We start from the raw sequence: 13683 nt of genomic DNA, 5'->3' as shown, positions 1-13683 counted from the left end.
TGTTTCTGGCGAATTTCCTATCGGAAACCGGTCATATGCAAAAGGTGTAAAGCGACGATTTGAGCCGCTGCGGCGTCAAGTCTGGTCTATTGGGGAAAGGTATGTTTGTTTCGGAACCAAATGTGCAGCACCGGAAACCGGAAAAGATGACAAAGAGAATCGCTTTTCTCGCCAGCGACGCCAAAATGGCGCAAACCGCACGGGACAGTCTTGTGAAACGATATGGGAATGCCGCTCCCAGGGACGCGGATGTTGTGGTTGCTTTGGGCGGGGATGGGTTCATGCTACATACGCTGCACAACATGCAGCACCTTGATACACCCGTTTACGGAATGAATCGCGGCACCATTGGTTTCCTGATGAATGAGTTCCATGAAACCGACTTGATGGAGCGTCTGGCCACAGCCGTGGAAGAGGTTATCAACCCTTTGGCGATGTTGGCGTTGGATCAGTCCGGAAAACTGCACGAAGCGTTGGCCATCAACGAGGTATCGTTGCTGCGGGCCGGTCCTCAGGCAGCGCGGCTAAAGATCAGCGTCGACGGGCGTGTACGGATGGCTGAACTGGTTTGTGATGGCGCGTTGCTGTCCACACCAGCGGGCTCGACCGCTTACAACTACTCAGCCCACGGGCCAATTCTGCCGATCGGGGCGGATGTTCTGGCCCTGACGGCAATTGCAGCGTTCCGCCCCCGTCGATGGCGCGGCGCGCTGTTGCCCAAGAATGCAAAGGTTCGCATTGATGTCTTGGATGCAGATAAACGCCCTGTCATGGCGGACGCGGATTCCGTTTCTTTTCCGGATATAGACTGGGTTGAAATACGGTCCGAACCCTCGATCCAGCATCGTTTATTATTCGACCCCGGCCACGGGCTTGAGGAACGGCTGATCTCAGAGCAGTTCAATTAGAACCCTAGAAACAAACGATTATTTGCCTTGTGTGAACCAGTTCACAGGCGGTCCGTTTTTTCTTTGCTACTGTGGTCTTGCTTGGGAACACGCCTTGGTGGGAGTGAGTGGCCACCAGACGGCGTTGTCGAATGATCGCGCAGTTTTCGCGCCGACGAGGGTGGGTGGTGCTACGCTCGTCGTCAGAATTCCGGGCTTATTTAAGTAAGAGGACCCTGGGTGAAAACCCCGGGGTCTATTTTGTTGACCGGGTCTACTTGGCTGCGCTTATCCTTTTCCAAAGGAGCAGGTGCATCTGACCGACCCGCGCCTCGATCGCTGCGGCGGCATCAACGGCCAAGTCCTCGCGCCAACGGCGTGCGGCGATTTGGATATTGATTGGTTGCGGCCCACTAGGCAACTCAGCCAACCGCGCAGGCACGCAGGCGGCGGGCAGCCCAAGGAAGTTCATCGCATAGGAATAGACGGCGCACCCCAGAACCTCATGCACGCCTTCAGCACCTTCGGTGTCACGGTCGGGTTTGAAGAATGGCTGTGGTAAGAAAGGCGACAGGACCAGTGGATAGTCTTGCATGAACAGGGACCATTCGCGCGCGTAGTGGCTGCGTTTGGCCAACATCTGAACCAGTTCGGTGCCGACTATGGGAGGGAATTCCTGAAAGTAGACGTCAAAAATATCCCGGATGGTTTCCGAGCCCGAAGACTCAATATCGCTTTTCATCAGGGTCAGGACCTCACCCATCAGGGTTCGGTATCCAGTCCGACCACATTCGAACACATCTGGGGGCGAGACCTCTTCCACCTGATATCCGGCGTCTGACAGCGCGTCGCGCGCGGTGTCCAGGGCTTTTTCGACCTCGGGGTGAAGGGCATAGCCAAAAGTGTCTTTGGTGAAAGCAACCTTGATCGGGCCGTCCAAGGGTTCGCCGCGCCAAGGTATCGGAACGTGGAAAGGATCGCGCGGGTCTGCGGCGATCAGGCTGGGCATCGACAGGTGAAGATCCGCAACAGAGCGGGTGATTAAACCCTGAACCGACATGGATTGCGCCAGTAGCCCGCGCTCGGCCTGTTGGCTTGGGTTCCATGCTGGCACGCGGCCAAGACCCGGCTTGATCGTGACCGCCCCGTTGGCCGCCGCCGGAAACCGAAGGCTGCCGCCGATGTCGTTGCCATGCGCCAAAGCGCCAATCCCCGCCATCACCGCCGCACCGGCACCGCCCGAGGACCCGCCGGGCGAGATATGCCGACCCCACGGATTATGGGTCCTGCCGTGCAACGGGTTGTCGGTGTCCGCGCGAAACGAGAATTCCGGCGTATTCGTCCGGCCGATCACAACGGCTCCGGCGTTATGCAGATTTCTCACCACTGGCGCATCATCTGGCGCGATCAAGCCCTTCAGCGCGACAACGCCGTTCGACGTGGCATGACCTTTTTGGTCGACGTTGATTTTAATCGTTACGGGCACACCGTGTAGCGGCCCGACAGGTGCTCCGCGCGCTCGCGACCGATCCAGATAACGCGCCCTGTCCAGTGCCTCGGTGCTTAGGTCTTCGACGACGGCGTTCAGGTCTGGGTTGACCTCGTGCATACGGTCAATCGCACTTTGAACGGCGTCCTCGGCGCTGATGTCTCCGGTGCGGGTCAGGGTGGTCAGGTCGGTGGCGTTCAGGCGCCAGTAGTCTTCGGTTGTCATTTGGCCTCACTGTCTTGATCAGACAGTAGGCGCGTTGAATTCCGTTGCAAGCGAAAGGCGCGGGTCAGGCGGCCATAGCCGCCTGAAATGTTCTTACTGCGCGAACCCGATGGATTTCAGTGCGGCAGTGATCTCGTCCAGAATGGCCGGATCGTCGATAGTTGCGGGCATTTTGTATTCTTTGCTGTCCGCAATCGACACCATCGTCCCGCGCAGAATTTTACCCGACCGCGTCTTGGGCAGACGATCCACAACAACAGCCTGCTTGAATGCCGCGACAGGGCCGATCTTTTCGCGCACCAGTTTGACCACGTCCTGCACGACCTCGCCATGATCACGGTCACATCCGGCATTCAGGCACAGAAAGCCAACCGGCATCTGACCTTTGAGTTGATCCGACACGCCAATCACGGCGCATTCGGCAACATCCGGGTGGGCGGCCAGAACCTCTTCCATCCCGCCGGTGGACAGACGGTGACCCGCTACGTTGATGACGTCATCAGTGCGCGCCATGATATACAGGTAACCGTCCTCGTCGATCATGCCCGCGTCACCGGTTTCATAATAGCCGGGGAACTGGTTCAGGTAAGAGCTTTTGAAGCGCTCTTCAGCGTTCCACAAAGTTGGCAGAGTGCCGGGCGGCAGCGGTAGTTTGACGGCAATTGCACCCAGTTCGCCGGGTTTCATCGGGTGGCCGCCTTCGTCCAGGATCTGCACGTCATAGCCGGGCATCGCCTTGGCAGGCGAGCCGAGCTTGATGGGTAATTCCTCGATCCCCAAAGGGTTACCGGCGATGGCCCAGCCGGTTTCTGTCTGCCACCAGTGGTCAATGACCGGAACCCCAAGCGATTTCTGAGCCCACTCGATTGTGTCCGGGTCAGCGCGCTCGCCCGCAAGGAACAGGGCGCGCAGGTTCGACAGGTCATATTTTGCCAGCATCTCGCCTTTTGGGTCTTCGCGTTTCACGGCACGGATGGCGGTGGGGGCGGTGAAAAAGCTTTTGACCTCGTGCTCGGAGATCACGCGCCAGAAGGTGCCGGCGTCAGGGGTGCCGACGGGTTTGCCTTCGAAAACAATCGTGGTGTTTCCGTGGATCAACGGTGCGTAGCAGATGTACGAGTGCCCGACGACCCAGCCAACATCTGACGCCGCCCAGAATACATCGCCGGGATCGACGTCATAAATGTTCTTCATCGTCCAGTTCAGCGCCACCAAATGCCCCGCGGTCGGACGGACAACCCCCTTGGGCGAACCGGTGGTGCCAGATGTATAGAGGATATAGGCCGGATCGTTGCCATCCACCGGCACGCAGTCAGCCGGTTCCACACCGTACTGGAACCCATGCCAGTTGTAATCCCGACCTTCGATCAAGTGCGCGACTTCTTGTTCGCGCTGGAAGATTACACAGAAATCAGGCTTGTGGCTGGCCATCTCGATGGCGTCGTCCAGAAGGGGTTTGTAGTGCACCACGCGGCCCGGTTCCATCCCGCATGAGGCGGCGATGATTGCCTTGGGTTCGGCGTCGTCGATCCGTAGGGCCAGCTCATTGCTTGCAAACCCGCCAAAGACCACCGAATGCACCGCGCCCAGACGCGCGCAGGCCAGCATCGCCTCAAGTGCCTCGGGGATCATGGGCATGTAGATGATGACCCGGTCGCCTTTTTCGACGCCCTTGGCCCTTAACGCTCCGGCCAGTGTGGCGACACGGTTGCGCAACTCGACATAGGAAATCTCACGCTTGGTGTGGGTGATCGGGCTGTCATAAATGATTGCTGTCTGCTCTCCACGGCCATTTTCGACATGGCGGTCCACAGCATTCCAGCAAGTGTTGACCCTGGCATCGCAGAACCATTCGTAAAGCGGCGCGTTTTCGTCAAACAACGCCTTGGTCGGTGGTTGAACCCAATCGATCCCCTTGGCGGCTTCCATCCAGAATGCTTCGGGGTCGGATTTCCAGCTCTCGTATACGTCCTGATATGCCACGATGACCTCCTCCTTAATCTCCGTAAGTTGTGTAAGGCTGCGGGGGGGCACCACACAAGCAACGGAAATGACGAAGCGTCACTTTATCGCAAAATATTTGCAGAATTTGCCTGAGACACTTGCAAAGTTTTGCAAACAAGTTGCTCGGGTCATTTTTTGGGGCACTGGCTGACAAGTTTTGCAAAACTGCAAACTTTCGCGTGCAAAGAATCACCAATGGGGCAGGCTCAACGACCCGTGGGCCAATTGAGCCATTACAGATCAACCGTAATGCGCAACCGGGGTACCACCAATCGCCGCCATGTTTAGCAATCCGCGTGCCGTGATGGACGGGGTCACGATATGTGCCTTGTTGCCCATGCCCATCAGGATCGGTCCAACCTCAAGCCCGTCGGCCTTCATCTTGAGGATGTTGCGCACCCCGCTGGCCGCATCCGCATGGGCAAAGATCAAAACGTTCGCCGCCCCTTCAAGGCGAGAGTTCGGGAAAATCCGAGACCTCAGTTCCGGGTCCAGAGCCACGTCAAGGTTCATCTCACCTTCATAGGTAAAGTCCCGAGGTTCGGAATCCAGAATCTTGAGTGCAGCGCGCAGCCGTTTACCAGAGCCCTCGGCCTGATTGCCGAACTGCGATTGCGAACAAAAGGCAATCTTGGGTTCGATCCCAAACCGACGAACATGGCGGGCTGCGCCAAGTGTGGTTTCAGCCAGTTCTTCCGGCGTTGGCAATTGATGAACATGGGTGTCGGCGATGAACAGGGGGCCATCTTCCAGAATCATAAGAGACAAGGCGCCATGCGGGCGCAGCTCGCCATCCGCCAGGACTTGCTCAACATAGTTCAGGTGCCAGCGATATTCACCGAATGTGCCACAGATCAGGCTGTCGGCCTCACCTCGGTGCACCATGATCGCTCCAATGGCGGTATTATTCGTGCGCATGATGGCTTTGGCCAGATCAGGTGTGACACCACGGCGCTGCATGATCTCGTGGTACGAGCTCCAGTAGTCGTAGTATCGCGGGTCATCTTGTGGGTTCACGATCTGGAAATCTTCACCGGGACGCACCTTCAGGCCCAGACGCTCGCACCGGGTGCCGATCACGTCGGGACGACCGATCAGAATCGGGGTTTCAGTGGTTTCTTCCAGAATGGCCTGCGCCGCGCGAAGAACGCGTTCGTCTTCGCCCTCGGCAAACACGATCCTACGCGAAGCCGCTGCAGCAGCTTCAAACACGGGGCGCATGAGCAGGGCAGATTTGAACACCGTCTGGTTCAGTTTCTCTTTATACGCCTCGATATCTTCGATCGGACGTTTGGCGGCCCCGCTTTCCATCGCGGCCTTGGCCACGGAAGAAGAAACGACCCCCACAAGACGCGGGTCAAACGGTTTCGGGATCAGGTAGTCTGGTCCGAAGGTCAGTTGCTCACCTTTGTAAGCCGCAGCAGCCTCGGCGCTGGTTGTGGCGCGGGCCATCTCGGCGATGCCGTCAACGCAGGCGATCTGCATTTCGTCGTTGATTTCCGTCGCGCCGACGTCCAACGCGCCCCGGAAGATGAAGGGGAAGCACAAAACGTTGTTGACCTGATTGGGGAAATCGCTGCGACCAGTTGCAATGATCGCATCCGGGGCAACTTCCCGCGCGGCTTCGGGTAATATTTCGGGGGTTGGGTTGGCTAGGGCAAAAATTATCGGTGCTTTGGCCATTTTTGCGACCATTTCGGGCTTGAGAACATTCGGCCCGCTTAGACCAAGAAACAAATCTGCATCGCCGATCACATCGTCCAGCGTCCGCAAATCAGATTTCTGAGCGAACTGGTCCTTGTGCGGGTTCATGTCCTCGGCGCGGCCCTCGTAGACCAAACCATGAATGTCGCAGAGCCAGATATTCTCGCGCTTCACCCCCAGTTTTACCAGCATCATCAAGCAGGCGATCCCTGCCGCACCGCCACCGGTCGAGACGACCTTGATGTCTTCGAACTTCTTGCCTGCCACATGCAAAGCATTCTTGGCGGCGGCCCCTACAACGATGGCTGTGCCATGCTGGTCGTCGTGAAAAACCGGGATATTCATCCGCTCACGGCAGATTTTCTCAACAACAAAGCAATCGGGGGCTTTGATGTCCTCAAGGTTGATTGCGCCAAATGTCGGTTCCAGCGCGCAGACAAATTCGGCCAGTTTTTCCGGGTCGGACTGGTCAACTTCGATATCGAAACAGTCAATGCCGGCGAATTTTTTGAACAGGACCGCTTTGCCTTCCATCACCGGTTTTGACGCGAGCGCGCCGATGTCGCCCAGCCCCAGCACCGCTGTTCCGTTGGAAACAACGCCCACAAGGTTTCCGCGCGCGGTATAAAGCTCGGCATTTGCCGCATCCGCCTTGATCTCAAGGCTGGCCTCAGCCACACCGGGGGAGTAGGCGCGCGCCAGATCACGACCGTTTGCCATCGGCTTTGTCGCCTTGATCTCCAGCTTTCCGGGCTTTGGTTTGGCGTGATATTCAAGCGCGGCCTGCCGCAGGCTGGGTGTATCAGACATTGACGATTCACTTCCGTTCAAAAATTTGATTTAGCCTTAAACTATTTTTCTTAGCTTGGCTACGTCAGGTCACCTCATCGGATGGATGTACCGATTTCAGTCGTTTCGGTTGATTTCAGTCGCAGAACTATTACATTCCGGCAACTTTTGTATCCTCGCCGTTACGTTTCGAGAAGGCCGGTATGAGCTATAGTGAAGACCATGGGCCGGACACCGCCCTTACTAGTAAGAACGGGTTTGGTGCCGGTCGCGTTGCGTTTTACGCTGTCCTCGCCCTGGCTGTGGGAATCCTTTGTGCGATCTCGATCTGGCCGGAGCAGGCTGCCACATTCAATCAAGAAGGCGGTCTGATCGAAACAGGTTCGGCCGCGGCGTTGTTGGCTGCTGGCGTGGCGGCCCTTGTTCGGTACCGTGGTATTAGCCGTCTTTACATAGGCGTGGTTTGCCTTTTGTTGGCGGAGCGAGAGCTTGAGGCCGATGTCTATGCAACGGGCAGCTTGCCATATCAGATTCTAAACGGCCTCGATGTCATGCTGGATATGACGCTTGTACGGGTAGTGCTTGCCGCTGTCGTTTTGGGCGGTGTTTTCTGGCACGGCGCACCAAATGCTTGGCGGGCGCTAAAAATCCGCGCGCCGTTTCTTATGGTCTTCATTCTGGCTGGCATGCTGGCTGTTGTTGCGCAGGGCTTGGAAGAAATCAGCAGTGCGTTCGTTGACGAAATGACAATGGTCATGGTAATCCGCCTGTTCGCTCTGGAAGAAACGCTTGAGATGTTTTTTTCGATTGGCATTTTGGCTGCCGTTCTGATCGGATGGCCGAAAACCAAGATCGACGAGACATCAGATGAGCAAATCGCCAAAGACAACATGCGCTGAAATCCGCCTGCCAACGCAGGAGCTGCGCAACGATATTCCGTTTTACACCAAGGTTCTGGGTATGCGGATGGACATGATCTATCCCGCCGATGACCCACGTATTGCCGTTTTTTCCGGTCACGGTTTGCGCGTGCGAATTGTCAAGGACGCGCCCGAAGCGCCCGGGACAGTCAGAATCCTGACAGATGCTCCGGATGAGTTTGCGGACGGAAAGCGCAGCTTGGTGGCCCCCAATGGCACACGGGTTGAAATCGACGAGCTGAACCCGCCTTTGGTCATGCCTGATACGGTGCATTCTTTCGTCGTACGCAGGCTCAAGGATCAGGCACCGTGGATTATCGGGCGGGCAGGGATGCACTATCGCGATCTGGTGCCGGATCGGCTGGGCGGGTCTATCATCGCAAGTCATATCCGTATCCCTGACGGGGGTCCGGTGCCGGACATGGTGCATTTCCACAAGGTCGGGTTTCAACTGATCTTCTGCATCCACGGCTGGGTTGACGTGGTGTACGAGGATCAGGGTGATAAGATGCGCCTGACCGCAGGCGACTGCTTTATCCAACCCCCCGAAATTCGCCATCGTGTGCTTGAAGCGTCAGACAATGTGCAGGTGATCGAGATCGGCGTTCCGGCCGAACACGTTACCGAAATTGATCACGACATGGAATTGCCCACGCCACATTACCGTCCCGATCGGGAATGGCAGGGCCAGCGATTCGTCTTTAATCAGGCCGAGGGTGCCGAATGGGGGCCGTTCCGACTGCCGGGTTATATCTGCCGCGACACGACGATTGCCGAAAACACCAAGGGCGTTGCCGGGGTGCAGGTTGTGCGCAAAGGGCAGGGCGATCCGGTCTGGGCGTCCCACGATACGGATATTCACTTTTCCTTTGTCATGAATGGAGAAGTCACGCTTGAAGGCGAAGGCCGCGAACCGTACCGGTTGGAACAAGGCGATGCGTTCGTGATCCCGCCCGGTATGCGCACGCGCCTGTCTGATCCGTCAGAAGATGTCGAGCTGCTTGAGGTGACGCTTCCGGGCACGTTCAATACGACGCTTGGCTAAGGAAACATCTGTCCGGGGGCTTCAACTGTTTGGGCGAATGCATTTAGTGTATGCACTTCTGACCAGATGATCAAAAATTGGGGAATCACAATGCCGCTGAAGAACGCAGCCCTGGCTGTTCGGGAAAAAGCCTATGCTCCCTATTCCAAGTTCAAGGTCGGCGCAGCGATCCGCTCTGCGTCAGGTGAGGTTTTTTCCGGCTGTAACGTCGAAAACGTAGCCTACCCCGAAGGCACCTGTGCCGAGGCGGGCGCAATTGCGGCCATGGTGGCTGCGGGTGAGCTTTCCCTGACCGAGGTTTACGTTGTTGCGTCATCTCCGCAACCTGTGCCGCCATGCGGTGGGTGCCGTCAGAAAATGGCCGAGTTTGGCAAGCGTGACGTCAAGGTGACGCTTGCGACCGTCGACGGGGTCGAATTCGAAACAACGATTGGTGATCTGTTGCCGGGTGCCTTTGACGCCTCGCATATGAAAGACGTCTGAGCAGATGGACGCCCGCTCGATCATTGCCAAGCTTCGTAGGTCGCAAGTACCAAATGGTGAAGAACTGCGTTGGTTCGCGCAGGGTCTCGCCGATGGTGGCGTGAGTGATGCGCAGGCCGGAGCCTTTGCAATGGCGGTCTGCATGGGGGGCTTGGGTCAGCAGGGGCGCGCTGACCTGACCATTGCCATGCGCGACAGCGGCGATGTGCTGAGCTGGGATTTCGACGGTCCGGTGGTTGACAAGCACTCGACCGGTGGGGTGGGCGACAGTGTCAGCCTCGTCCTAGCACCTGCGCTGGCCGAGCTTGGAGCATATGTGCCCATGATCTCGGGTCGCGGGCTTGGGCACACCGGGGGGACGCTGGACAAGCTTGAGGCTATTCCCGGCGTTACCACTCAGATCGGACAAGACCGTTTGATGCAGATCTTGCGCGACACCGGCGCAGCCATTGTTGGCGCAACCGGGCAGATCGCGCCTGCGGACAAACGGCTTTATGCAATCCGCGATGTGACCGCAACGGTAGAGAGCCTTGATCTGATCACCGCCTCCATCCTGTCAAAAAAGCTGGCCGCCAGCCCCGAGGCGTTGGTTCTGGACGTTAAGGTCGGATCGGGTGCGTTCATGAAAACACTGCAGGACGCACGCGAATTGGCGCAGGCACTGACCGAGACGGCGAATGCAGCAGGATGCCGGACTTCGGCGGTCATCACCGATATGAATCAACCGCTGGCCCCGGCGCTGGGCAATGCGTTGGAAGTGGCCGAGGTGATGATGGTTCTGACTCAAGCGCATGACGCACCTCTTGTCGAAATCTCGGCAGAGCTGGGCGGGGTTTTGCTGGCGGATGCCGGGATGTTCGAAACGGTGGACGAGGGGCGCGACAAAATCACGGACGTGATACGTGACGGTCGCGCGGCCGAGCGCTTTGGCCGTATGATGGCAGCAGTTGGCGGGCCGCTGCAATTCGTTGAAAACTGGAGCCGTTACCTGCCCGAAGCCAGCGTGATTCTAGAAGTTCCTGCCCCTGAAAGCGGCTATGTCTCTGCAATAGATGGCGAAGCACTTGGCCTTGCGGTGGTCGCGCTGGGCGGCGGGCGGCAGGTTGAAGATGATGTGATAAACCCGGCCGTTGGCCTGTCAGGCATTGTTCGGCTGGGCGACAAAGTTGATCGGGGCGCACCATTGGCGGTTGTTCATGCCGCGCGTGAGGACGCAGCACGGGAAGTCGCACAGACGGTGTTGCGCGCCATCACGATTGGCCCGGACGCGATCACGTCCCCAACGCTTGTCCACGAAAGGATTTCCCCGTGACCCGAGCCTTTTTGGTCGTGATGGATTCGGTGGGCATCGGTGGTGCGCCGGACGCAGGCAATTTCTTCAACGGTGAGACGCCCGATACCGGCGCAAATACTCTTGCTCATATTGCGCAGGCCTGTGCTGAGGGTCGGGCGGAACAGGGCCGATCGGGTCCGCTGTCCGTGCCAAATCTTGATGCCTTGGGATTGGGGGCCGCGACACGTCTTGCTTCGGGTGAGGAGACGCCCGGTTTGCAGGCCACGCCAACAGGCCTTTGGGGGTGCGCGCGCGAGCATTCGGCGGGCAAAGACACCCCTTCGGGTCATTGGGAGCTGGCCGGGCTGCCGGTGCCTTGGGACTGGCATTACTTCCCCAACACGACACCGTCTTTCCCGGCCGAACTCAGCCGCGCCGCTGCTGAGGCCGCGGGAACCGAGGGTATTCTGGGTGACTGCCATGCCTCTGGCACCGCCATCATCGCAGAACTGGGGGCTGAGCACATGCGAACTGGCTGGCCGATCTGCTATACCTCCGCCGACAGCGTGTTCCAGATCGCCGCGCATGAGGAAAGCTTTGGCCTCGACCGGCTTTTGCAGATGTGCAAAACGCTTGCGCCGCGCCTGCATGCGATGAAAGTGGGGCGCGTTATCGCGCGGCCTTTCATCGGGTCACCGGAAGAGGGATTCACCCGTACCACCAACCGCAAGGACTTTGCCATCCTGCCGCCCGCACCGGTTCTGACCAATTGGGCACAGGATGCCGGGCGGCGCGTGCATGCGGTCGGCAAGATAGGCGACATCTTCTCGATGCAGGGGATCGACACGCTGCACAAAGGACCGGATGCCGATTTGATGGGCCACCTGTCCGATCTGGTCGATGAGGCCGAAGAGGGGAGCCTGACATTCGCCAATTTTGTTGAGTTCGACAGCCTCTATGGCCATCGCCGAGACATCAGCGGATACGCCCGCGCATTGGAATGGTTTGACCACGAGATTGGCACGATCCTGCAAAAGCTGCGCCCCGGTGACTTGATGCTGCTGACCGCCGATCACGGAAATGATCCCAGCTGGGTCGGCACCGATCACACACGCGAACAAGTGCCGGTTCTGATCGCTGGAAAACAGGCGGGCCAGATTGGAGCGGTGAATTTCGCCGACATCGCCGCCAGCATCGCGCATCATTTGAAAATTCCGGCACAGGGGCCGGGAAAGAGCTTCCTATGACCATAGAAGACCTGCCAAAGATCGAGCTGCACCTGCATCACGAAGGCGCGGCACCGCCCGCCTTTATCCGCCAACTTGCGCGTGAAAAACGCATCGACCTGAGCGGTATCTTCAAGCCGGACGGCAGCTATGACTTTCGCGATTTCACACATTTTCTCAGCGTGTACGAAGCTGCGTGTGAGGTGCTGAAGACACCCGAAGATTTCCACCGCCTGACCTTGGCGATCCTCGAAGAAAGCGCGGCAAATGGTGTGGTTTATTCGGAAACTTTCCTCAGCCCCGATTTTTGTGGTGGCGGGGACGTGAACGCCTGGCGCGACTACCTCAGCGCTATTCAGGACGCGGCAGATGAGGCCGAGCGTAAATTCGATATCACCCTGCGCGGAATCGTTACATGCGTCCGCCATTTCGGGCCGGAACAAGCAAAGATCAGTGCCCGATGCGCTGCTGAAACTGCCGGAAGCTGGATCACCGGATTTGGGATGGGGGGCAACGAATCCATTGGTGCACAAGGCGACTACAAATGGGCCTTTGACTGCGCCCGCGAAGCCGGTTTGCGGCTAACGTCGCATGCCGGTGAATTCGGCGGCCCCGAAAGTGTGCGCGATGCGGTCCGTTACTTGGGGGTCGAACGGATCGGCCACGGCGTTCGCGCCATCGAGGACCCGAACCTTGTCCGCGAACTGGTAGACCGCGGGATCACGCTTGAGGTCTGCCCGGGTTCAAACGTGGTTCTGGGCCTGTTTCCCGATTTTGACACCCACCCGATCGCGAAACTTCGCGATGCGGGTGTCAGAGTCACCGTTTCCACGGATGATCCGCCGTTTTTTCACACCACAATGCGGCGCGAATATGAAATGCTGGGCAAAGCCTTCGATTGGAAAGCCGAGGATTTTGCTGTCATAAACCACACCGCCCTGGCGGCTGCTTTTTGCGATGAAGACACCCGTGCGCGGGTCAAGAAAAGACTGGAGAGAACATGAGCGAACACCTGACCGTCGTTGACCACCCGTTGGTCCAGCACAAATTGACGCTCATGCGTGACAAGGGCACGTCAACCGCCGGATTCCGTCAGTTGTTGCGTGAAATCACCCTGCTGCTGGCCTATGAAGTAACGCGTGAGCTAAAGCTGACCACCCGTAATATCGAAACCCCGATGGAAGAAATGGATGCCCCAATTCTGGCCGGTAAGAAGCTGGCCCTGGTTTCCATCCTGCGGGCAGGGAACGGCATGCTGGATGGGGTGCTGGAACTGATCCCCTCGGCCCGTGTTGGGTTTGTAGGGCTCTATCGCGATGAAGAAACTCTGAAACCGGTTCAATACTACTTCAAGGCGCCCGAAGGGCTCAAGGACCGTCTGGTCATCGCCGTTGATCCGATGTTGGCCACGGGCAACAGTTCGGCTGCTGCGATTGACCTGCTGAAAGAGGCCGGGGCCACCGATATCCGCTTTCTCTGTCTGCTGGCCGCGCCCGAGGGCGTGGAGCGGATGAAAGAAACGCATCCCGATGTTAAGATCGTAACTGCCGCACTTGATCGCGAGTTGAACTCGAAAGGTTACATCATGCCCGGTCTCGGTGACGCAGGGGACCGGATGTTCGGTACCAAATAGATTCG

11 protein-coding genes are annotated in these 13683 nt (G+C 58.0%); 8 read left to right on the top strand and 3 right to left on the bottom strand.

Going from position 1 to position 13683, the window contains the following annotated elements; translation table 11 throughout:
- Positions 1 to 146: 146 nt before the first annotated feature.
- Positions 147 to 908, top strand: a complete 762-nt coding sequence (locus AC2FIT_RS02660; protein WP_496826338.1) for an NAD kinase — start codon at positions 147 to 149, stop codon at positions 906 to 908.
- Between the two features lie 253 nt (positions 909 to 1161).
- Here AC2FIT_RS02660 and AC2FIT_RS02655 read toward each other — a convergent pair whose 3' ends face one another.
- From AC2FIT_RS02655 to AC2FIT_RS02645, 3 genes are all read right to left on the bottom strand, one after another.
- A complete protein-coding gene (locus tag AC2FIT_RS02655; RefSeq protein WP_496826336.1) occupies positions 1162 to 2601 on the bottom strand; it encodes an amidase family protein in 1440 nt (479 codons plus the stop codon).
- Between the two features lie 93 nt (positions 2602 to 2694).
- Positions 2695 to 4584, bottom strand: coding sequence for a propionate-CoA ligase PrpE (gene prpE, locus AC2FIT_RS02650; RefSeq protein WP_496826334.1), 1890 nt, complete (start codon positions 4582 to 4584; stop codon positions 2695 to 2697).
- A gap of 261 nt (positions 4585 to 4845) precedes the next feature.
- Positions 4846 to 7119, bottom strand: coding sequence for an NADP-dependent malic enzyme (locus AC2FIT_RS02645; protein WP_496826332.1), 2274 nt, complete (start codon positions 7117 to 7119; stop codon positions 4846 to 4848).
- A gap of 182 nt (positions 7120 to 7301) precedes the next feature.
- Here AC2FIT_RS02645 and AC2FIT_RS02640 point away from each other — a divergent pair, with 182 nt between their 5' ends.
- The 7 genes from AC2FIT_RS02640 (at position 7302) to upp (ending at position 13678) form a co-directional block, all read left to right on the top strand.
- Complete coding sequence (locus AC2FIT_RS02640) at positions 7302 to 7997, top strand: hypothetical protein (protein ID WP_496826330.1); 696 nt, start codon at positions 7302 to 7304, stop codon at positions 7995 to 7997.
- The gene (locus tag AC2FIT_RS02635) at positions 7966 to 9063 is read left to right on the top strand and encodes a cupin domain-containing protein (protein ID WP_496826328.1); all 1098 of its coding nucleotides are present in this window, start codon (positions 7966 to 7968) and stop codon (positions 9061 to 9063) included. Before AC2FIT_RS02640 ends, AC2FIT_RS02635 begins: the two co-directional genes overlap by 32 nt.
- 66 nt (positions 9064 to 9129) lie before the next feature.
- The gene (locus tag AC2FIT_RS02630; RefSeq protein ID WP_496826326.1) at positions 9130 to 9546 is read left to right on the top strand and encodes a cytidine deaminase; all 417 of its coding nucleotides are present in this window, start codon (positions 9130 to 9132) and stop codon (positions 9544 to 9546) included.
- 4 nt (positions 9547 to 9550) lie between these two features.
- Positions 9551 to 10858, top strand: a complete 1308-nt coding sequence (locus AC2FIT_RS02625) for a thymidine phosphorylase (protein WP_496826324.1) — start codon at positions 9551 to 9553, stop codon at positions 10856 to 10858.
- Positions 10855 to 12066, top strand: coding sequence for a phosphopentomutase (locus AC2FIT_RS02620; protein ID WP_496826322.1), 1212 nt, complete (start codon positions 10855 to 10857; stop codon positions 12064 to 12066). Before AC2FIT_RS02625 ends, AC2FIT_RS02620 begins: the two co-directional genes overlap by 4 nt.
- On the top strand, positions 12063 to 13049 hold the full coding sequence (locus AC2FIT_RS02615) for an adenosine deaminase (RefSeq protein ID WP_496826320.1): 987 nt from the start codon (positions 12063 to 12065) through the stop codon (positions 13047 to 13049). The genes AC2FIT_RS02620 and AC2FIT_RS02615 overlap by 4 nt, the downstream gene beginning before the upstream one ends.
- The gene (gene upp, locus AC2FIT_RS02610) at positions 13046 to 13678 is read left to right on the top strand and encodes a uracil phosphoribosyltransferase (protein ID WP_496826318.1); all 633 of its coding nucleotides are present in this window, start codon (positions 13046 to 13048) and stop codon (positions 13676 to 13678) included. Before AC2FIT_RS02615 ends, upp begins: the two co-directional genes overlap by 4 nt.
- Positions 13679 to 13683 lie beyond the last annotated feature (5 nt).

It is taken from the genome of Ruegeria sp. YTSA135 (genome assembly GCF_059610165.1).
Note: the sequence above shows the minus strand (reverse complement) of the source record. Positions and strands in the feature narration are given on the sequence as shown.